Below are 20,309 nucleotides of genomic sequence, written 5' to 3'. Positions count from 1 at the left end.
GCTAGAAGCCGAGCTGGGCCCCCACCGTGAAGGTGCGCGGGTTGGGGTAGTTGCCCTCATCCACGCCGCGCGTCAACAGCGAGCCGTCGAGGCCGCCGATGGTTTCCGGGTCGTAGCCCGAGTATTTGGTGATGGTAAACAGGTTTTGCGAAGCGAGGTAGATGCGCACGCTACCCAGGCCTTTCACCTTCTCTACCAGGCTCTTGGAGATGCTATAGCCAATCTGCAGGTTTTTCATGCGCAGGTACGAGCCGTCTTCCAGAAAGCGGGTAGTGTTGCCAAACGTGTTGGTGCCGCTTTGCAGGGCCAGGCGGGGGGTAGTGGTAGAAGGGTTAGTGGGCGTCCAGGGTGAGAGGTTGGCCGGGTAGTTGGTGGGGTCGTCGAAGCGGCCCAGCCAGTAAGCCCCCGAGTTGTACACGTTGTTGCCCTGCACACCCTGAAAGAACGCCGCCACGTCGAAGCCACCGTAGGCGGCCGTCAGGTTCAGGCCATACTGAATTTTGGGAAATACGCGGCCCACGTGCACCCGGTCGTTGAAGTCAATTTTGCCGTCGCCGTTGGTGTCGTGGTAGCGAATGTCGCCGGGTTGGGCACCGGGCTGCGCGCTAGCGGCAATGTTGTCGCCCGATTGAAAGATGCCATCGACCTGGTAGAGGTAGAACGAGCCCACCTCGTGGCCGACCTCAGTGCGCGTGACCCCGCCGTTGGGGCCGGCATCGAAGAAGTTGGCCGCGCCGCCCGAAGTGCCCAGCTCCATCACCGTGTTGCTAATGGTGGTCAGGTTACCCGTAATACCATAGGTAAGCTTGCCGGCGGTGTTGTTGTAGCCCACCAGCAGCTCAAAGCCCTTATTTTGGATGCGGCCAATCTGCTGGAAAGGGTCGCCGCCCGCGTTGCCCAAAAACAGCGGAATCTGGGGGTTCACATTAGCATTGCGGGTTTCCGAGATGTAGTAGTCCGCACTCACCGTCAGGTGGTTATCCAGAAAGCCCACGTCGAGGCCGTAGTTCTGGGTGCGGCGCTCTTCCCAGCCCACCGAAGGCGAGCCCAGGGCCGTTTGGGTGGCACCGTTGGCCAGGTTACCCCCGTAGTTGTAGTTGACGTTGGGATTGATAAAGGCCTGGTAGAGGTACGAGCCGCCATACGCCCCGTTGAGCTGGTCGTTACCCAGAATACCGTAGGAGGCCCGCAGCTTCAGGTCGCTGATGGCCGTGATGCCTTCGAAGAATTTCTCCTTCGACACCCGCCAGCCCACCGAGCCCGCCCCAAAATTGCCATACTTGCGGTCGGCCGAGAAGCGCGACGAACCGTCGCGGCGAAAGGCCCCCGTCACGAGGTAGCGCCCGTCGTAGTCGTAGGTCAGCTGCCCAAAGTACGAGCGCTTGGCCCAGGTGTAGGTCGAGCCCGTGCCCGGCAGGGGGGTAGCCCCGGCGTCGAGCGCCCAGTAGTAGGTAGGGCCGTTGCCGTAGCCCTGGGCGGCACCCTGCGTAAACTCAAAGCGGTCGTTCTGCTCCGAGTAGCCGGCTACCACCGTCAGGTTGTGCAGGCCAAAGCTGTGGTCATATGTCAGCGTGTTTTCGGCTAGCAAAAACGTCTCGTTGCCCTGCGCATCGGTGTAGCCCGAAACGGGGGTGATGTTGTTCGGGGCCAGCCCGCCCGCCTGCTGCTGGCGCTGGTCGTGGAAGCCCCGGTACTGCGTGCCCAGGTTGAGGCGGTAGCGCAGCGAGGGCAGGAAAGAATACTCGGCAAATACGTTGCCTTGCAGCTGGTTATTACTGCCCAGGTTCTGAAGCAGGCGTTGCGCCCCAATGGGGTTCGAGCCAAACGTGGGCCGGTTGTTGGAGTCGCCGTAGCCAAAGCCACCCGGATTGGCCGGGTCGTAGATGGGCGTGATGGGCGTAATGCGCAGCAAATCAATAAACGGCGTACCGTTGAGGCGCACCTGATTGGCGCGGGTCAGGGCCAGGTTTTCGCCCACTTTCAGCTTGCCCTTTGTAAAGCCCGAGTTCACCCGCAGGTTGTAGCGGTCGTAGCGCGGCCCGATAACGGTGCCCGACTGGCTGAAATAATCGCCCGAAACCAGGAAGTTCGAGTTGTTGCCGCCGCCCGAAAAGCTCAGGCTGTAATCCTGAATGGCCCCGGTCTTGAAAAATTCTTTTTGCCAGTCGGTATCTACCCCCGACGGGTTGGCAATACCCGAGGGCACGCGCAGGCCGGCGTTAGTATAAGCCTGGGTAGCCAGGGCGGTGTACTGCGCCGCGTTGGCCAGGTCGTAGCGGCGCACAATGTTCTGCCGCCCCGCGTAGCCGCTGAAATTGATGGCGGTAGTCCCCGATTTGCCTTTTCTGGTGGTGATGATTACCACACCATTAGCCCCCGACACGCCATAGGGAGCCAGGGCAGCAGCATCTTTCAGCACCTGCACGCTTTCCACGTCCTGAGGCGTAAAATCGCGCAGGCCACCCGTCACCCACAGGCCATCGATGATGAAAAGCGGCCCCGAGCCGTTGTTAATCGAGCCTACCCCCCGAATATTGATGTTCGGCGTTTGGCCCGGCGTTCCGTTGGAGGCTACCTGCACACCCGGCAGGCGGCCCTGAATAGCCTCGGAAAGCGTGGCGACCGGGGCGCGGCGCACGTTCGTCGCTCCCAACGTAGCCACCGAGCCGGTCACGTTCTGGCGCTCCTGCGTCAGGTAGCCCACCACTACCACATCGTTCAGCTGCTGGGTGTTATCGCTGAGCGTCAGGGTAATCGAGGTGCGGCCGGCCAGCTCCACTTCCTGGGTGGTAAAGCCAATGGAGGAGACGACCAGCGTCGCGTCGGCGGGCGCATCGATGGAGAACGCGCCGGTAGCGTCGGTGGTGGTGCCCGTGGTGGTGCCTTTCACGAGCACCGTCACACCGGGCAGGCCCTCCCCCTTGGCATCGGTAATGCGGCCCGTTACGCGCACCTCGCCGGGCGCAAGCGTCTGATTACCAGTCGCCGCTGCCGTAGTAGCCGGCAGGTCGGCTGGAGTCAGGGCTAGCGAGTCGATAGGCTGCCCCGGCTGGCCGGCCGTTTCCGGCACGATGACGTAGGTGCCATTGCTGAGCTGCTTGAAGCGCAGGCTGTTGTGCTTGGTCAGGTAGCGCAGCGCCTCTTGCAGCGTTCTGAAAGATGGGTGAGCGGGCGTAACATACTGGCCCTCGGTTAGCTGGCTCCGGTACAGAAACGTAACCTGGTAGGTAGTGCGCAGTTCCTGCAAAAAGTCTTCCAGCGGCTGCTGCCGGGGGGCGGCGGGCACTTTGGGAACGGGCAAAATGGGCGTGGTCTGCATAGCCAGGGGCAGCATAACCTGGGCTTTGCTGGCCGCGGGGGGTAGGCTACCCAGCAGCAAAGCCATCCGCACGAAGCGAGTAGAGTTTGTCATTGTGTGGTGGGAAAAAGGAGAGGATGAAGCGGAGGAAGCGTGGCCGCGCCTAGCGGGCTTGCTCAAAGCGCACGGTATTGCCCGTGCGCGTAACCTGGAGGTCGAGGATTTCGGCCAGCGCCGGCAGCAGCAACTCGGCCTTGGTCACGGCTACGGCACCCGACACCCGCTGGCGCAAAATGGCCGAATCGGCCACGCTCACCCGCAGGCCATACGTGTCGCGCAGCAACTGCATAATGTCGCGCACCGGCGTCTGGTGAAACTCGAAGAAGCCTCTGGTCCAGGCAGAGTACAGGGCCGACGGCACCGCGCGCCGGCTCAGGTGGGGCTGGGCGACCGACGTTTCGACTAGGTCGCCGGGCTGCATGAGCAGGTGTTCGCGGGTTAGCAGCGTTTGGCGCTCCACCGCCACTTTGCCCGAAGTCAGCACCACTTTGGTAGCCCCGGCCCGGCTGTTCACGTCGAACTGCGTGCCGAGCACGGCAATGCTGAGGTCGGCGGCGTGCACCACAAACTTGACGGGCGCGGGTGCCGCGGCAATATCCGCTACCGGCCGCGGGGCCAGGTGCGTGACCCGGAAGTAGCCTTCGCCCGTCAGCCACACTTCGCGGGGCGAGGTGGCGGTCCAGCGGGCGGCCGCGGTCAGGGTAGAATTAGCATTCAGTACCACCACCGAGCCATCGGGCAGCGTAACGGTGCGCTGCTGGCCAGCCCCGGAAGTATAGCGAACGGTAGCGCTGGGCATAGCAGCCGGGCGCTGCCACTGCCACCATGCCAGGCCCAAGGCCATCAGCAGCACCATAGTGGTAAGGGTGCTGGCCAGAACGCGCAGGCGGCGCTGGCTACGTAGGCGCGGCGGGGCTAGTGCCGGCCGAATAGCCTGCTGCAAGCGCTGAAACTCGGCATCTTCGAGGCCGGGGGGTAGGGCCGGGCGCTGGGCCTGGTACAGAGCTCGCACCAGGGCGTAGGCCTGGGCGGCCTCGGCCTGCTTGGCCGGGTGCTCACGCAACCAAGCCTGCCACCCAAGGCCCGCGGCCGAGTCGCCATCGGCTACGTAGGCCTGAAACGACTCATCGAGCAGAAAGTCATTAACCGAGTAGCGGGTAAACTCCATGAGCCGGGGTAGGAAGAGAAAGGCGGATACTTTAGCTACACCGGCCCCCGGTTTTTATACTTGTCAATCCTGGCTGTTTTTTCGGAATAATTTTTAATTTATTAATTAACAGTCGATTAAAAACCAAGATAGCCACCTTGCAGTGCCCACTGCCCCAGCAGCCACAGCCATACTACCGGCGGCAGGCGCTGCCTCAGCAGCTGCAAACTCTGGTAAATGAGGTTGCGCGCCGACTGGGGATTGAGGCCCATAATGTCGGCAATGCGGTCGTAGGAGAAGTCGTCGAAAAACTTGAGGTAGATGGCTTCACGCTGCCGGTTGCTGAGCTGGGCGAGGGCGAGCAGCAGCTGCGCGCGCTGCGCCTCTGACAGCTCCTGGGCAATCAGAAAGTCTTCGGGCGAGTAGTGGAAATCGGCGGCCAGCTCGGCAACGTAGGCGGTGTGCCAGCTGGTGCGGCGCGTTTGGGCGCGGGCATCGTTGGCCAGCTGGTGGCGCAGGGCCTTGAATAAATAGGGGCGCACGGCGGCCGCCTCCAGCTGGCTTAGCCGGGCGCGGCGGTGCCACAGCCGCTGAAATAGGTTCTGAATACCGTCCTTGGCCGCATCTTCGTCGCTGGTGAGCCGCACAGCGTAGCCGTAAAGCGCCCGGTACTGCTGCCGAAACAGCGCCTCAAACGCCCGCTCGTCACCCGCTAGAAAGTCTTCCCACAGCGAGTTGTCGGGCATCGGCATCAGTTGGCTAGCGGGCGGGAAGATGTTGAAATACGAATTTTGGGTTTGCTTTGCGCCGGGTTGAGGCCCACCGCGGCGGCCTAGCCGGGTAAACTTACGGTAAACTACCGCACCTACCCTGGTAAACCGCGCGGGTCGCCAACCTTCCCAAGCCCACCAGCTGGCAGCCCGCGAAAGTAAGATTCGAAACGCCTCATCCTGCCGCTGTAAAGTCGCCTACCCCCTCATCTAATGCCCACCCGTCGTCATTTTCTAACTGGCTCGGCCGCTGGCCTGGCTCTGCCTGCTATGCGCCCCTACCCTGCCGCCGCGGCCCGCACTTACACCAACCCGGTGGTGCGCCGCGATTTCCCCGACCCCTCCGTGCTGCGGCACGGCGGGCACTACTACGCCTTTGGCACCACCGGCCGGGGCCGCACGCCCGATGGCCGGGTGTTCACTCTGCTAATTTCTGATGACCTAGTGGAGTGGCGGCCGCTGGGCGGAGCCCTTACCCCCCCGCCGGGCAGCGAAGAGTTCGACTTTTGGGCACCCGAAGTGGTGGAGCACCAGGGCACGTTTTATATGTACTACTCGCGGGGCGGCGGGGCCATCGGGGCCACGGTGGGCCACCAGCTGCACGTGGCCACCAGCGCCCGGCCCGAGGGGCCATATACTGAAATCGCGGCGCTGCCGGTGGCCGACAGCCAGTTTACCATCGATGCCCACGCCTTTCAAGATACTGATGGCCAATGGTATCTGTTCTACGCCCGTGACTTCACGGATACCAACGACGGCTACTACCCCGGTACCGGGCTGGTGGTGGATAAATTGGTGAGTATGACCCAGCTGGCCAACCAGCCGCGCACGGTACTGCGCGCCCGTCACATCTGGACGCTCTTCGAGGCCAACCGCACCATGCCGCTCTACGGCAATCGCACCTTTGCGCAGTGGCACACGCTGGAAGGGCCGTTTACGCGGCTCCACGAGGGTAAATACTACTGCTTTTTCAGCGGGGCCAACTTCCTCACCGACCGCTACGGCGTCGATTACTGCGTGGCCGAGCACATTATGGGTCCCTACGCCGACTCGGGCTCCGATGCCGGGGCGCGAGTGCTGCACTCGGTGCCCGGCCACGTGCGCGGCCCCGGCCACCACTGCCACACCCTGAGCCCCGACGGCCGCACTGAGTACCTGGTGTACCACGCCTGGAACACCGCCATGACTGAGCGCGAGCTGTGCATCGATAAGCTGGCCTGGACCCAGCAGGGTCCGCGCGGCCTCGGGCCTACCTACACGCCGCAGCCCATGCCGAGCTAATTACCTGACTGCTATCTAACTCCTTACAATCAGTAGATTTTTATTTGAACAGCGCTAAATCATATAAAAAAAGCCGCCCGCTCCAAGTTGGAACGGGCGGCTTTTTAATGCAGCCTATTAGCTGAAGCGCTTACTTTTTGCGCACCGGGGCCTTCTTCAGGGGAGCCTTTTTCAGGGGCGCCTTGCGGCTGCGCGGGGCCCCCGTGCCGGTGGTCTTCTTGCCGGGCAGCTTGTTGCCAGCCGCCTTGATGTCGGCAATCGTCGGGGCCGGGCCGTACTTGGCTTCCGCCGCGTTCGTGTCCCCCGTCAGGTAGGGGTCGAAGTCCACCCGGCGGTTCAGGGCCTGGCCCGCCGCCGTCTTGTTGTCGGCAATCGGCTTGGTCTCCCCGTAGCCACGAGCCTCGATGCGGTCGGCCGGGATGCCCTTGCTGAGCATATACTTGCGGGCCGAAGCCGCGCGCTCGTAGCTCAGACGCAGGTTGTAGTCGTCGGCTCCCTTGCTATCCGTGTGCCCGGCAATGCTGAGCGAATAGTCGGGGTAGTCGTTCATAATCTGCACCATCTGGTTCAGCTTGGCGTACGAACTCGTCTTGAGCGTGGCCTTGTTGAAGTCGAAGTTGATGTACTTGGTGGCCTCGTTGAGGATTTTCTTGTCCTCGGCCTTAATCTCGGGGCAGCCTTTGTTGGAGGCCGGGCCGGCCCGGTCGGGGCACTTGTCCTGGTAGTCGGGCACGCCGTCGCCGTCCGTATCAATGGGGCAGCCGGTGGCGTCCACTTTCACGCCAGCCGGGGTATTGGGGCACTTGTCAAGGTAGTCGGCCACGCCATCCCCGTCCGAGTCAAGCGGGCAGCCGGTAGCATCGACGCGCACGCCGGCCGGGGTGTTGGGGCACTTGTCGTCGGCATCGGCTACGCCGTCGCCGTCCGCGTCGGGGCAGCCCTGCAGGGCGGCCAGGCCTTTCACGTCGGGGCACTTGTCCTGGTAGTCAGGTACGCCGTCACCGTCCGTATCGAGCGGGCAGCCGTTCACGTCCACTTTTACGCCGGTCGGCGTGTCGGGGCACTTGTCCTTGCGGTCGGGCACGCCGTCGCCATCCGTATCCTTGGCTTTGCCGAAAGCAATGGTCAGGCCCGCCGACTGCACCAGAAACCGGTCGTGCAGCTTGCCGCTGCTGGTCGTGATATTATCAATACGGTCCGAAAACGGATAATGCTGGCTGGTTTGAATATCGAGGGCGATAGCCGGCGACAACCGAAAGCGCAAGCCCGCAAGCCCAAACACCTCAAATGCCTGAATGCTGGAACTGAAGCCCTGCACGCTACCGGGGGTGAGGCTACCATCCGGGTTAATCCCATTGTAATTACCCGTGCTGCTGGCCAGAAAGGCGCCGCCGCCGGCCATTAAATAAGGCTGAATGAAAAAGTCTTCGGGAATAAAACCGGTCATTTTCAGCTTCAGGCCCAGGTCTATCATGCCTACTTTGGCATTAAGCTCGGGGTAGGGCTGGCGGGGGGCTACGAAACGATAGTTTTCGTAGTTGCCCAGCAATGACAAGTCAAAGCTGCGCGAAAGGTAGCGGCTAATGTGGCCTCCCGCGCCTACCTTCTGAGGGGTAGACAGCTTCCAGAAGTCACCGCCTAGGTTACCCTGATATTGCAACACGCTAATGCTGCCACCAATAGCCGTTTTGCGGTCTGCGGTTTGGGCGAGTGTGGGGCTGGCGGCCAGCCCGGCGGCCAGCAGCACGGCCCCCGGCAACAGCCGGCGGAGAGTAGAAAAGAGTGGACGCATATGCGAAAAAAGGTTGGGTAAATCAGCAGGCAATTGCTTGCTTAGGGCTTCCTACGCAAAACTTAACCTGACGGTAATAAAAAAGCTCGGCGCTACCTCATATTTTTTTACTCATCTTTTCTTCAGCGCGCTATCCATCACCGCCTCATCGCTTATCCTGCTGAGCTTATTACTTAGTAAAAAGCCGGCTGCGGCCGGCTTTGTTACCCGCCGCGGCCCACCTAAGTGGCCGGCTAGTCGGAGTGCTTAGTAGCCGAGGTTTTGGGTCAGCACACCGCCGCTGAGATTAATCTGGGGCTGTGGGATAGGAAATACCTCGTTTTTACCCTTCACGAAGGTTTTGCCGTGCAGGGCCATTGCGGGCACGATGGGGCCGAGTTGTACGCTCTCCTGGCGCACCAAGTTGAAGAAGCGGTCGTGCTCCAGGGCCAGCTCCACGCGGCGCTCGTGCCAGATGTTGGCCAGCGTGGGGGGGGTAGGGGCCAGGCCGGCGCGGGCGCGTACGGCCGTGAGGTCAGTAGTAGCGGCGCTGGCTTGGCCCAGCTGCGCGGCGGCTTCGGCGTGAATGAGCAGCACCTCGGCGTAGCGCATCAGGCGAACGTTCTTAGGCAGGCAGTCGGTGTTGCCGCAGTTGGGCTTCTGAGTGCGGCTGTGGTAGGCTTTGTAGCTGTAGCGCGCATCCTGCACCGAGTCCTGGCTCGGGATGCGGAAACCGTCCCAGAATACCGTGCCGGTCGATTTTTGCCCGGCCGGGGGCCGTGGGCTGAATAAAAATAATGGTGCCCGCCCGGCACACGTCGCCGGGCTAGTAGGCATTACTCAGGCTGACCGAGGGCGTGTTGAAGCCAAAACCCAGGTCCAACCAGCCGTGCTTGCCGCCCGCGCGTGGGCCCTGGCACACGGCGTAGAGCTGCACGGCCTCATTGTTACAGGAAGGGTCGACGCCCGTTTGCACCTCAAAAACCGACTCCGAGTTGTTGTTGCCTACCCCCTCCGTTGCAGCTAAGCTGGTTTTGACGCGGGCAACTCCGTTCTTTTGCAGAAAAAATTTCGCCGGGTTGGACTGATTTTCAGCCGGGGCAGCCGCACGGTTACGGCACACGCTACCCGCCCCGGCGCGACACAAATCTCCCTCCCTGTGGCAGTCCTGGAGCGGCTAGGACACAAGCCTACCACGCCGGCTGCCTCTGCCGGGGCCGTACGAGCCTGCTTCTGCCCGCGGCGGCCATTTTTTACCAGCCCATTGCTGCCTCTACCTTTCCACCTTTCATTCCTACCCCCCTCTTTCCGATGAAGCATCGCAAGTCGCTCTTCCACGCCGCTCTGCTGCTGGCGCTGAGCCTGGCCGGCGGCAGCGCCCAGGCGCAGGTCCGCGCCAAAGCCCCGGCCAAGGCCAAATCCCAGCCGGCCGCCCCTACCCCCATCGCGCCCACCGCAGACCCGCAGATGCAGAAGTTCGTGACGAGCCTGCTGCAGAAGATGACACTGGAAGAAAAAATCGGCCAGCTAAACCTCGTGTCGGTGGGCTTCGACGTGACCGGGCCGGTGGTGAGCCAGAATGTGGAAGCCAACATCAAAAAGGGCCTCGTGGGCGGGGTACTGAACACCTACACGCCGGTGGCGGCCCGCAAGCTGCAAGACCAAGCCATTCAGGGCTCGCGGCTACGCATTCCGCTGATTTTGGGCTACGACGTTATTCACGGGCACCGCACCATCTTCCCGATTCCGCTGGGCCTGGCCGCCAGTTGGGACCTCAACGCGATAGAGCACAGCGCCCGCATCGCGGCCGCCGAGGCCTCGGCCGATGGCCTGAACTGGGTGTACTCGCCGATGGTGGACATTGCTCGCGACCCGCGCTGGGGCCGGGTGGCCGAGGGCGCGGGCGAGGACCCCTACCTGGGCTCGCGCATTGCGGAGGCGATGGTGCGCGGCTTCCAAGGCCCAACTAATGACATGACCCGGCCCGAAACCGTGATGGCCTGCCTCAAGCATTTTGCCCTGTATGGCGCTGCCGAGGCCGGCCGCGACTACAACACGGTGGATATGAGCCGCCAGCGCATGTATAACGAATACCTACCCCCCTACCGGGCGGCGGTGCGGGCAGGCGTGGGCTCGGTGATGTCGTCGTTTAATGATATCAACGGTATTCCGGCCACGGCCAATAAATGGCTGCTGACCGACCTCTTGCGCAAGCAATGGGGCTTCCAGGGCTTCGTGGCCACCGACTACACGGCCATTAATGAGCTGGAGGCGCACGGCATGGGCGACGAGAAAAAGGTGTCGGAGCTAGCCATCAACGCGGGCGTGGATATGGACATGGTGGGCGAGGTCTTTCTCAAGCAGTTGGCTACCAACCTCAAGGAAGGCACCGTGACGCAGGCCACCATTGACCAGGCCTGCCGCCGGGTGCTGGAGGCCAAGTACAAGCTCGGCCTCTTCACCGACCCCTACCGGGGCGTGACGGAGGAGCGCGCCAAAGCCACGCTGATGAAGCCCGCCTACCTCGCCGATGCCCGCGACATTACGCGGCGCACGTTGGTGCTGCTCAAGAATGACAAGCAGACCCTACCCCTCAAAAACTCGGTGAACATTGCCGTAGTGGGCCCGCTGGCCGACCGCAGCCGCGACATGCTTGGCAGCTGGAGCGGGGCCGGCGACGGCAAGCAGGCCATCTCTATCTTGCAGGGAATCAAGAACGTGGGCGGCGCGGGCGTGCGCGTGACCTACGCTCAGGGTGCCAACGTAATCGACGACCAGCAGCTGATTCAGCGCCTCAATGCCAATGAAGGCGAGCTGAATATTGACCCGCGCCCCGCCGAGACCATGATTGCCGAAGCCGTGCAGGCCGCCCAGGGTGCCGACGTGGTGGTGGCCGTAGTGGGCGAAAGCCAGGGCATGACTGGCGAAGCCGCCAGCCGCGCTGACATTGGCCTGCCCGGCCGCCAGCTCGACCTACTCAAAGCGCTGAAAGCCACCGGCAAGCCACTAGTGGTAGTGCTCGCCAACGGCCGGCCGCTCACCCTGCCCTGGGAAGACCAGAACGCCGATGCCATCCTCGAAACGTGGTTTGGCGGCACGCAGGCCGGCAACGCGGTGGCCGACGTGCTGTTTGGGGTGTATAACCCGTCGGGCAAGCTCACGATGACGTTTCCGCGCGCCGTGGGGCAGATTCCAATTTATTACAACCACAAAAGCACCGGCCGTCCCTACGCCGGCGTGCTACTCGACAAATATAAATCGCGCTACCTAGATATTACGAATGACCCACTCTATCCCTTCGGTTTCGGCCTGAGCTACACTACGTTCACCTACGGCAAGCCCGCGGTGAGCCAGGCCAACATCGGCCCCGGCCAGGGCCTGGAAGTAACCGTGACGGTGCAGAACACTGGCCAGTACGACGGCACTGAGATTGCGCAGTGTTACCTGCGCGATATAGTGGGCAGCAGCACCCGCCCGGTGCAGGAGTTGAAGGGCTTCCAGAAAATCACTCTCAAAAAGGGCGAAAGCCGCCAGCTTACCTTCTACCTCGCGGCCAGCGACCTGAAATTCTACAACGACGACCTCAAGTTCGTGTCTGAGCCCGGCGAGTTTCAGGTGATGACCGGCGGTAATTCGCGCGACGTGCAGATGGCCAGCTTCACGCTGACGAAATAAGAGCGGTTTTGAGGGAGTAGGGCGAACGCTAGGCTACGATTTATATAGATTATAAAGAACGTCATTCCGAGCTTGCCGAGGAATCTCGCCCGCGCCGTGCGGGTACCGTTCAATGAAACGGGCGGGATTCCTCGGCAAGCTCGGAATGACGTGCTTAATTAGGGCGTAGCAGCCAGCCTGCCCTACCCCCTAGTTCACGGCTGGCGTGGGGTTCTTCACGTACTTATTCAGCCACGAATCCATCTCCCAAAGCATGTGGAGCAGGTTTTCGCGGGCGGCGTAGCTGTGGGCCTCGGCGGGCAGCACTACGTAACGAGCCGTAGCGCCCTGACCCTTGAGGGCGGCGTAAAAGCGCTCGCTCTGGATGGGAAAGGTGCCCGAGTTGTTGTCGGCCTCACCGTGAATGAGCAGAATGGGCGTCTTGATTTTATCGGCAAAATTGAAGGGTGACATGGCGTCGTACACGCCCTTGGCCTGCCAGTAGGTGCGCTCCTCACCCTGGAAACCGAAGGGCGTGAGCGTGCGGTTGTAGGCCCCGCTGCGGGCGATGCCGGCTTTAAATAAGTCGGAGTGAGCCAGCAGGTTAGCGGTCATAAAGGCACCGTAGCTGTGACCCATCACGGCCACGCGGGCGGGGTCCACCACGCCCAGGCGCTGGCCTTCGTCGATGGCCGCTTTGGCGCTGCTCACCAGCTGCTCGGTATAGGTATCGTTGGGCTCGGCAGTGCCTTCGCCCACGATGGGCACGGTGGCGCTTTCAAGCACCGCGTAGCCCTGCGTGACCCAATACACGGGCGAGGCCCAGCTGATGCGCGTGAAGGTGTAGGGAGAGCCGCTCACCTGCCCAGCATTGGCCTTGTCCTTGAATTCGACGGGGTAGGCTTCCATGAGCGTGGGCAGCGGGCCGTCGGTTTTCTTATAGTTGGGCGGTAGGTAGAGGTTGGCGGTGAGGGCCACGCCATCGGCGCGCTTATAGTGCAGCACCTGCTTGCGGAAGCTACCGCCGAAGGCGGCATACGGGTTGGCGAAGTGCGTGAGAGCGAGCGGCTGGCCTTTTTTGCCCAGCGTGCGCAGGTAGTAGTTGGGCACCTGGTCGGCGGCCTCGCGGCGGGTCAGCAGCTCCAACTGGCCTTTTTTGCCATCAAACAGCACCACCGGTACCTCGTAGTAGGGCGCTTCGGAGCGCCAGCGGCGGGTAGTCTTTCTGGTGGTCAGGTTCAGCTCATCCACGAAAGGCCGGTCGCCCTCGGGCGAAGCGCCCTGGCCGGTGAGGTAAATGGCCTGCCCGCTCTGCGCCAGCCGCAACACGCTACGGCCCTGGGCATTGCGGCGCGTCACGGGTGAGCCGGGGTTGTGGTAGGTATCCTGCGACGAGCCATCGAAGAGCACTTTCAGCGGCTGGCCGGGCGCGGTAGGGTCGAGCTGCCAGGTGGTTTCGTGGCGGTCGGCCCAGCGGTAGCCATCCACCAGGGCCAGGTGGTCGGTGCCCCACGTCATGCTGGCGTAGCGGAGGGGTAGGGCCGCCAACTCCTGCGCCGCGCCGAAGGGCGCGGGCAGCAGGTACACTTTGTCGCGCACGTCGGCCTTTACCTTGGGGTCGCCGCCATCCTGGGCCTCGGCGTAGCTGATGGTGGCGGGCGCGTCGCTGCGCCAGCCGTGGTCGCGCGGGCCGGTGGGCACGGCGTCGAAATTGGTGGGCACGTTGTCGGCCAGCGGCAGGTCGGCGATGGTCTTTACCACGCTACCCGAGGCCAAATCCAGCACCTCAATGCGCTGCGGGAAGCTGCTGATGGGCAGCGTATAAGAGAAAGGCCGATGGGCGGTGCGCACCAGCACAAAGCGGCCATCGGGCGAGGGCGACGCCGCGCGCACTACCCCCGGCTGGCCCAGCGGCTGGGCGCGGCCATCGGCCAGCGTCACCCGCACGAGCTGCGCGGTGGCGTAATACTCAAAAATGCGCTCGTCGGCGGGGTTTTTCAGCAAATCCTGGTAGGTTCGGGCACCCGATTTTTTGCCGCTGCCGGTTTCCTGCACGGCCGGGCCGGTGGGGGTAGCATCGGCGGCCGGGGCCGCGCCGCGCCCGGTGGGCACGGTGTGCGCCAGCAGCGTCTGGCTATCCTGCACCCACTCGAAGGAGTTGCCGAACACGTCATTGAGCGGCGTGGCCAGCAGGCGGCGGGCGGTGTTGGTAGCCACGTCGGCCACCCACAATTCTACCCGGCCCCCTATCCCCTCGCTGGCGGGCGTAGTCAGGGTAAAGGCGAGGTGCTGGTTGTCGGGCGACCAGCTGGGGCTGCTGATGCGGGCCTGGGCGGGCAGGTCCCGCACGGGCGTTTCGGCCCCGCCGGGCAGGCGCTTAAACTGCATGCCCACGGCGTAGCTCACGCGGCTCTGGCCGTTGGTACGCGGGTTGAGGCGCAGGCCGGCCAGACGCAGCTCGGGCTGGCTCAGCTCGGCGACGGTCGGGAAGTCCTGCACCGCCAGAATGGCTAGCACGCTGCCATCGCCGGCAAGGCTCACGCGGGGGGTAGGCGGGGCCAGCAGCAGGTCGCGGATAGCGGCGGGCGGCTGCTGATACTGGGTTTCCTGGGCCATTGCGGGGGCCACTAACAGGAGCAGCACGGGTAAGAGTTTTTGCATGGGAAGCAGCTAGCGGAGGGTAGAAGAAACCGAAAGAACGTCATGCTGCACAACGTGAAGCAGCTTGTTAACAGGCGCTTAGGGTAATGACCCTAACGCCGGCGGCAAGCTACTTCACGTTGTGCAGCATGACGTTCAATGTTACGTCACACGCAGCTATTTACCCTACAAGCGACCAAAATTCAGCCCCAGAATAAGCACGATGCCCAGCACCATGAGAATGAGGTAGGTTTCGACGGAGCCGGTCTGTACGAAGCGCAGTAGCTGGCCGCCGGCCAGCGTGGCGCGCCCTACCCCGTTGGTGAGGGGGTTGATGACGCCGTTCTCCACGAACTTATAGAGTCCTTTGGACAAGGCCATCGTGGGCTTCACGAACACCGCGTTATACAGCTCATCCACGTAATATTTGTGGTACACCAGACTGTCTATGGCCGAGCGCTGGGTTTCTTCTTCAGCGGGGCGTTCGGCACGGGCGATGTAGAGGACGTAGGCCAGGATGAGGCCCGCCAACGCCACGCCCACCGAGATGCCGATGAGCATCCACTCCGTGCCCTGGCTCAGCTCAGTTGACGAAGCGGCCGGCATAATGCGGTGTGAATACGTGAAAATCGGAGCCAGATAGTCACTCAGGTAGTGGCGACCGCCGAAGAGCATTGGCGCGCCCATAAAGCCGCCCACGGTCGAGAGAATCGCCAGCACAATCAGCGGCAGCGTCATGCTGGCCGGCGACTCGTGCAGGTGGTGGCGCTGCTCCTCGGTGCCCCGAAACTCACCGAAGAACGTGAGAAACAGCAGCCGGAACATGTAGAAGGCCGTCAGGAACGAGGTGAAAACGCCGATGGCCCACATCACCTTGTTGTGCTCATACACGTGGCTCAGGATTTCATCTTTCGAGAAAAAGCCCGCAAACGGCGGAATACCGCTGATAGCCAGGCAGCCAATCAACATCGTTAAAAACGTGATGGGCAGGGCTTTGCGCAGGCCGCCCATGCGGCGCATGTCCTGCTCGTTGCTCATGGCGTGAATCACCGAACCGGCACCCAGGAAGAGCAGCGCCTTGAAGAAAGCGTGCGTCAGCACGTGGAAGAACGCCGAGGTATAGCCCATCACCCCCAACGCCAGGAACATATAACCCAGCTGCGACACCGTGGAATATGCCAGCACTTTCTTGATATCGTTCTGCGCCAGGCCAATAGTGGCCGCGAACAGCGCTGTGGCGAGGCCGACAATGCCCACAACTTCCAGCGTTTGCGGAGCCAGCGTAAAGAGAATATTGGAGCGCAGCACGAGGTACACGCCCGCCGTGACCATCGTAGCGGCGTGGATGAGGGCCGAGACGGGGGTAGGGCCGGCCATCGCGTCGGGTAGCCAGGTGTAGAGCGGCAGCTGCGCCGACTTGCCCATCGCACCCACGAATAGCAGCAGCGTAATGGCCGTAACCACGCTCACGCCGTAGTTACCGAACTGTCCCAGGCTGGCCTTCTGAAACACCTCACCGTACTCTACCGAGTTGAAAGTCAGGTACAATAGAAAAATACCGAGCAGAAAGCCCAGGTCGCCGATGCGGTTGATGATGAAAGCTTTCTTAGCCGCGTTGTTGTAGCTGGTATTGGTGTTCCAGAAGCCGATGAGCAGGTAGGAGCACAGCCCTACCCCTTCCCAGCCAATGAATAGAATAACAAAATTTGCCCCCAGCACCAGAATCAACATACTGAATACGAAGAGATTAAGGAAGCTAAAGAACTTCCCCACGTTCTCATCGTGGTGCATGTAGCCGATGCTATAGAGGTGAATGAGCGTCCCTACCCCCGTTATCAGCAGCAGCATAATCAGGCTGAGCTGGTCAATCTGGTAGCTGAACGGAATTTGCAGTGAACCTACTGAAATCCAGTCAAATAGATGAACGGTGTACTGATACTGGAAATTCAGGAACAGAAACAACGACAGCCCGAACGAGCCCAGCACCGTGAACGTGCCCAGCGCGCCGGCCACTGTACCCGACAACTTTTTGTTTAACAGACCATTAAGCAGAAAACCCAGAAAAGGCAACCCCGGAATGAGGAGGTAAAGCAGGGTAGGAAAAGGCGCGGAAGCGGCGGGGAGGACTATTTCTTGCATGAATGTAGGGGCGGGGCTTGTCTGCGCCCGGCTAGCAGAACGAAAAATCGGGAAGTAGCAACCAAACGACCGGGTGGAGGCGAGCCCCGCACCCTACCCTTTCAGCCGGCTGAGCAGGTTGACGTCGGTATTCTGGAAGTTGCGGTAAATCATGACGATAATACCCAGGCCGACCGAGACTTCGGCGGCGGCTACGGCCATGATGAAGAACACGAACACCTGCCCGTTGGGGTCGGCGCGGTAGGCGGCAAAGGCGGTCAGCAGAATATTCACGGCGTTGAGCATCAACTCAATGCACATGAAGATAATGATGGCGTTGCGCCGCACGAGCACCCCCGTTACGCCGATGCAGAAGAGAGCAGTGGCGAAAAACACGTAGTACTGCAAGGGTACTTCGTGGATGACGGCGGGCACGAGGGAAGCGTTGGTCATGGGGTAGCAGGTAAGGGGCGGAAACGCCGGCTTAGCGGGCAAAGTTAGGGCCGTAGCGTGGACTCTGCGAGTCCGCGCGCGGGAACGTTGTGAAACGCTGTTCCATGATACTACGCGCGGGCTCGCAGCGCCCACGCTACTTTCCGTAAAATATCGGCTCCTGTCCCGCGTCTGCTTAGGCATAATGGAAGCCCTTTCCCTACCCCTCTCCGCGCTTATGACGACCGCCGCCGGCCAGGACCAGCAGATACAGACCGCGGTGCGCGAGCAGCGCGGCCGGCTGCTGCGCTTTATTGAGCGGCGGGTGCCCGACCCGGCCGAGGCCGAAGATATTTTGCAGGATGTATTTGCTGAGCTGGTGGAAAGCTACCGCCTGCTCAAGCCCGTGGAGCAGGCGGCTGCCTGGCTCTTCCGGGTGGCCCGCAACCGCATCATCGACCGCTACCGCCGCGTGCCGGCCCAGCGCACGGTATCCTTGGATGCGCCGCTGGGGGTAGGAAGTGACGGCGACGAGCCCGCCCGCCTGCTGCAAGACGTGCTGCCTGCCCCCGACGACTCGCCCGAAAACCGCCTGCTGCGCGAAACCATCATGGACGCCCTCACCGACGCCCTAGCCGAGCTGCCCGCCGAGCAGCGCCAAGTCTTCGTGTGGCACGAGCTGGAGGATAAGTCCTTCAACGAGATGGTGGCCGACACCGGCGTGCCGCTCAAAACCCTCATCTCGCGCAAGCACTACGCCGTGAAACACCTGCGTAAGCGCTTGCAAAAGCTTTACGACGAGCTGTTTACCGACTAGCTTGCGTCTTCCCTTCTCCTATTTGCCTTATTGATATGAACCGCTCTTTCTGGCTGAAAAAAGCCGTCAAATTCGTTTTCTTCGCGGCGCTGTTTATGACCGTCGCCGTTTTTGCCACCATGAGCCTGTGGAACTGGCTGATGCCAATGATTTTCCATTTGCCCGTGCTCAATTTCTGGCAGACGCTGGGCCTGGTGGTGCTGAGCCGCATTCTCACCGGTGGCTTTGGGCGCGGCGGGCAGGGCGGCTGGGCCCGCGGCCGCGCCTGGAAGCGCCAGATGCAGCAGCGAATGGAAGCTTTCTCGCCCGCCGAGCGCGAGAAATTCCGGCAGCAGATGCGCAGTCGCTGCGCTGGTGCATGGGGCCGCCCGGCGGCTGAAACTACAGCTGAATCAGCTGTTTAGCTGCTTCATTTTTGCCCATTTGTTCCAGCAAAAAGGCCGTCGTTTCGACGGCCTTTTTCTTTGTCCTCTTTGTGCGGTAGGGTGCGGGGCTTGTCCCCGCCCGTCGTTGAACGACCCGTAGCGCACTCGTTCAACGACGGGCGGGCGCAAGCCCCGCACCCTACTGCTGGCTGGCGCGAAATAGCTTCTGCTTCTCATCCTTCGACAGGCTTTCGTAGCCCGAGCGCGAGATTTTATCCAGGATGAGGTCAACCTCTTCGGGAGGGGTAGCGCTGCCGGCCGACTTGCCGGCCGCAGCAGCCCCCACGCGCGGCGCGGCCACGGTGCTGCGGTGCGTCACCTGCATGGCGGGGCGGCGCTGAAACAGCCGGCTAAACCAGCTGCCCACGGCTATCACGGGCTGGCCCATGTCGCGCCCGGCCTTCATTTGCTTGATGAAAAAGTAGCCTAGCAGCGCCCCGCCGAGGTGGGTGATTTCGCCGCCGGGGTTGCCCCCATTGATGCCGGCCAGCGAAATCAGGACCACCGCCACGGCTATCCACTTGATTTTAACTGCCCCAATGATAAAGAGCATAAAGGTGTAGTCGGGCAGCAGCGTGGCCGCGGCCACGATAATGGCCGTGACCGATGCCGAGGCCCCGATGACGGGCAGCCCTACCCCAGGCCGCAGCACGGGAATAAAATTATAGGCTAGCAGAAAGAACACCGCACCCGCCAGCGCGCCCAACACGTAGAGGCTCACCAGCCGCCGGTCGCCCAGGTACTCCCGAATAATCTGCCCGAACCAGTAGAGGTTCAGCATATTAAACAGCACGTGCAGGAAGCCTTCGTGCACGAAAGCGTAGGTGAGCAGCGTCCAGGGGTGGCGCAGCAGCACGAAGCCATCCGACGAAAGCGCCAGTTGGCGCATGATGAGCACGTAGATGGCATCGGACTGCGAGATGAAGAAGATGGCCCGCAGTATGATGAGCACCGCGAACACCAGCCCGTTGAGGATAAGGAGCTGGTTTAACGCATTATCGCGGCGCGCAAACGCCTCGCGGATATCCTGGGTAAAACTCATGATAACGGTAGATTTTTAGTAAAAGCGGGTGCGCCCGTCTTCCCAGATTTTGACGATAATAAACCCAATCAGCAGCCCGCCGATGTGGGCCAGGTGGGCCACCGTGTCGCCGGGGGCTTGGTGCAGGCCACTGTATAACTCGTAAAGCGCGTAGAAAAATACGAGGTACTTGGCTTTAATAGGAAATGGAATGAAAAGCAGGTACAGCTCCGTGTTGGGAAAGAGGTAGGCGAAGGCAAACATGACCCCGAATAACGCGCCCGACGCCCCCAGCATGCCGCCGATGGGTAGGGTATGGATGGCCTCGTGCACCGCCTCGACGCGCCCCAGCAGCTCCTGGCGCAGGCCCTGGTCGGTGGGGTTGCGGGCCAGCGCGGCGGCGGCCTGCTCATCGGCCGGCTCCTGAAAGCCGCTGGATTTCATAAACTGGTCGTACTCGTAGGCAGCGGGGTTGGCCTTGAAGTCGGTGTAGGCCACCTCCGTTTTATGCGACTGGTAGAGGGGCAAGCTCTGATAGAGCACGCCGGCCCCTACCCCGCACATGAGCCAGAACGCCAAAAAGCGCTGCCCGCCCCAGCGCTGCTCCAGCATGGGCCCAAACACCATCAGCCCGAACATATTGGAAAAAATATGCCCCCAGCTGCCATGCAGAAACATATAGGTGAAAAACTGCCAGAAGTGAAAAAAGGCCGACCCCAGCGGGTAGAGGCTACCCAGCTGCGTAATGGAGGGGTCGAGCCGGATATTTTGCTGGGCCAGAAAAACTGCCACGTTAAACAGCAGCAGGTTGCGAACGGTAGGCGTGAGGTTGAACATAGAGGGTAGGCGAGGCGGCCGGGAGCCGCAAAGTTCGC

At 61.9% G+C, this 20,309-nt stretch carries 15 protein-coding genes; 4 read left to right on the top strand and 11 right to left on the bottom strand.

Going from position 1 to position 20,309, the window contains the following annotated elements; all coding sequences use genetic code 11:
• Position 1 precedes the first annotated feature (1 nt).
• From LC531_RS02855 to LC531_RS02845, 3 genes are all read right to left on the bottom strand, one after another.
• Positions 2-3,412 (bottom strand): SusC/RagA family TonB-linked outer membrane protein, encoded by a 3,411-nt coding sequence (locus LC531_RS02855; RefSeq protein ID WP_223648813.1) that lies wholly within the window; start codon positions 3,410-3,412, stop codon positions 2-4.
• Between the two features lie 49 nt (positions 3,413-3,461).
• Positions 3,462-4,526: a FecR family protein gene (locus tag LC531_RS02850; RefSeq protein WP_223648812.1), complete on the bottom strand. Its 1,065-nt coding sequence runs from the start codon at positions 4,524-4,526 to the stop codon at positions 3,462-3,464.
• Positions 4,527-4,642: 116 nt separating this feature from the next.
• Positions 4,643-5,251 (bottom strand): RNA polymerase sigma factor, encoded by a 609-nt coding sequence (locus tag LC531_RS02845; RefSeq protein ID WP_223648811.1) that lies wholly within the window; start codon positions 5,249-5,251, stop codon positions 4,643-4,645.
• A 237-nt stretch (positions 5,252-5,488) separates the two neighbouring features.
• On the opposite strand from LC531_RS02845, the gene LC531_RS02840 reads away from it, so the two are divergent.
• Complete coding sequence (locus LC531_RS02840) at positions 5,489-6,556, top strand: glycoside hydrolase family 43 protein (RefSeq protein ID WP_223648810.1); 1,068 nt, start codon at positions 5,489-5,491, stop codon at positions 6,554-6,556.
• Positions 6,557-6,686: 130 nt separating this feature from the next.
• On the opposite strand, the gene LC531_RS22820 is transcribed toward LC531_RS02840, so the two are convergent.
• The 3 genes from LC531_RS22820 to LC531_RS02820 all read right to left on the bottom strand — a co-directional run bounded on the left by LC531_RS22820 (position 6,687) and on the right by LC531_RS02820 (position 9,450).
• Positions 6,687-8,348, bottom strand: coding sequence for an OmpA family protein (locus LC531_RS22820; RefSeq protein WP_269808152.1), 1,662 nt, complete (start codon positions 8,346-8,348; stop codon positions 6,687-6,689).
• A gap of 246 nt (positions 8,349-8,594) precedes the next feature.
• A complete protein-coding gene (locus LC531_RS02825; protein WP_223648809.1) occupies positions 8,595-9,164 on the bottom strand; it encodes a RagB/SusD family nutrient uptake outer membrane protein in 570 nt (189 codons plus the stop codon).
• Complete coding sequence (locus tag LC531_RS02820) at positions 9,154-9,450, bottom strand: hypothetical protein (RefSeq protein ID WP_223648808.1); 297 nt, start codon at positions 9,448-9,450, stop codon at positions 9,154-9,156. The genes LC531_RS02825 and LC531_RS02820 overlap by 11 nt, the downstream gene beginning before the upstream one ends.
• A 188-nt stretch (positions 9,451-9,638) precedes the next feature.
• On the opposite strand from LC531_RS02820, the gene bglX reads away from it, so the two are divergent.
• Entirely contained in the window at positions 9,639-12,002 is a 2,364-nt protein-coding gene (bglX, locus tag LC531_RS02815) for a beta-glucosidase BglX (protein ID WP_223648807.1), read from the top strand.
• A 189-nt stretch (positions 12,003-12,191) separates the two neighbouring features.
• On the opposite strand, the gene LC531_RS02810 is transcribed toward bglX, so the two are convergent.
• The 3 genes from LC531_RS02810 to nuoK form a co-directional block, all read right to left on the bottom strand.
• Positions 12,192-14,642, bottom strand: coding sequence for a S9 family peptidase (locus tag LC531_RS02810; RefSeq protein ID WP_223648806.1), 2,451 nt, complete (start codon positions 14,640-14,642; stop codon positions 12,192-12,194).
• Positions 14,643-14,807: 165 nt separating this feature from the next.
• Positions 14,808-16,760 (bottom strand): NADH-quinone oxidoreductase subunit L, encoded by a 1,953-nt coding sequence (gene nuoL, locus LC531_RS02805; protein WP_223648805.1) that lies wholly within the window; start codon positions 16,758-16,760, stop codon positions 14,808-14,810.
• A 93-nt stretch (positions 16,761-16,853) separates the two neighbouring features.
• Positions 16,854-17,192 carry an NADH-quinone oxidoreductase subunit NuoK gene (nuoK, locus tag LC531_RS02800; RefSeq protein ID WP_223648804.1) on the bottom strand — a complete coding sequence of 113 codons (339 nt, stop codon included), beginning with the start codon at positions 17,190-17,192 and terminating at the stop codon, positions 16,854-16,856.
• A 184-nt stretch (positions 17,193-17,376) separates the two neighbouring features.
• On the opposite strand from nuoK, the gene LC531_RS02795 reads away from it, so the two are divergent.
• Together LC531_RS02795 and LC531_RS02790 are read left to right on the top strand one after the other, a co-directional pair.
• Positions 17,377-17,988: an RNA polymerase sigma factor gene (locus tag LC531_RS02795; protein ID WP_223648803.1), complete on the top strand. Its 612-nt coding sequence runs from the start codon at positions 17,377-17,379 to the stop codon at positions 17,986-17,988.
• 35 nt (positions 17,989-18,023) lie between these two features.
• A complete protein-coding gene (locus LC531_RS02790; protein ID WP_223648802.1) occupies positions 18,024-18,392 on the top strand; it encodes a hypothetical protein in 369 nt (122 codons plus the stop codon).
• 160 nt (positions 18,393-18,552) lie between these two features.
• On the opposite strand, the gene LC531_RS02785 is transcribed toward LC531_RS02790, so the two are convergent.
• Both LC531_RS02785 and LC531_RS02780 read right to left on the bottom strand, forming a co-directional pair.
• On the bottom strand, positions 18,553-19,455 hold the full coding sequence (locus LC531_RS02785) for a rhomboid family intramembrane serine protease (protein ID WP_223648801.1): 903 nt from the start codon (positions 19,453-19,455) through the stop codon (positions 18,553-18,555).
• Positions 19,456-19,470: 15 nt separating this feature from the next.
• Positions 19,471-20,271 carry a rhomboid family intramembrane serine protease gene (locus tag LC531_RS02780; protein ID WP_223648800.1) on the bottom strand — a complete coding sequence of 267 codons (801 nt, stop codon included), beginning with the start codon at positions 20,269-20,271 and terminating at the stop codon, positions 19,471-19,473.
• Between the last annotated feature and the right edge of the window lie 38 nt (positions 20,272-20,309).

It is taken from the genome of Hymenobacter psoromatis (assembly GCF_020012125.1).
Taxonomy (GTDB): Bacteria; Bacteroidota; Bacteroidia; order Cytophagales; family Hymenobacteraceae; genus Hymenobacter; species Hymenobacter psoromatis.
The sequence above is the reverse complement of the archived record's forward strand: the minus strand, read 5'-3'. Positions and strand labels throughout refer to the sequence as shown.

Coding starts and splice junctions, on each gene's coding strand:
- LC531_RS02855 (WP_223648813.1), bottom strand. CDS start 3,412: ATGACAAACTCTACTCGCTTCGTGCGGATGGCTTTGCTGCTGGGTAGC.
- LC531_RS02850 (WP_223648812.1), bottom strand. CDS start 4,526: ATGGAGTTTACCCGCTACTCGGTTAATGACTTTCTGCTCGATGAGTCG.
- LC531_RS02845 (WP_223648811.1), bottom strand. CDS start 5,251: ATGCCCGACAACTCGCTGTGGGAAGACTTTCTAGCGGGTGACGAGCGG.
- LC531_RS02840 (WP_223648810.1), top strand. CDS start 5,489: ATGCCCACCCGTCGTCATTTTCTAACTGGCTCGGCCGCTGGCCTGGCT.
- LC531_RS22820 (WP_269808152.1), bottom strand. CDS start 8,348: ATGCGTCCACTCTTTTCTACTCTCCGCCGGCTGTTGCCGGGGGCCGTG.
- LC531_RS02825 (WP_223648809.1), bottom strand. CDS start 9,164: ATGCCTACTAGCCCGGCGACGTGTGCCGGGCGGGCACCATTATTTTTA.
- bglX (WP_223648807.1), top strand. CDS start 9,639: ATGAAGCATCGCAAGTCGCTCTTCCACGCCGCTCTGCTGCTGGCGCTG.
- LC531_RS02810 (WP_223648806.1), bottom strand. CDS start 14,642: ATGCAAAAACTCTTACCCGTGCTGCTCCTGTTAGTGGCCCCCGCAATG.
- nuoL (WP_223648805.1), bottom strand. CDS start 16,760: ATGCAAGAAATAGTCCTCCCCGCCGCTTCCGCGCCTTTTCCTACCCTG.
- nuoK (WP_223648804.1), bottom strand. CDS start 17,192: ATGACCAACGCTTCCCTCGTGCCCGCCGTCATCCACGAAGTACCCTTG.
- LC531_RS02795 (WP_223648803.1), top strand. CDS start 17,377: ATGGAAGCCCTTTCCCTACCCCTCTCCGCGCTTATGACGACCGCCGCC.
- LC531_RS02790 (WP_223648802.1), top strand. CDS start 18,024: ATGAACCGCTCTTTCTGGCTGAAAAAAGCCGTCAAATTCGTTTTCTTC.
- LC531_RS02785 (WP_223648801.1), bottom strand. CDS start 19,455: ATGAGTTTTACCCAGGATATCCGCGAGGCGTTTGCGCGCCGCGATAAT.
- LC531_RS02780 (WP_223648800.1), bottom strand. CDS start 20,271: ATGTTCAACCTCACGCCTACCGTTCGCAACCTGCTGCTGTTTAACGTG.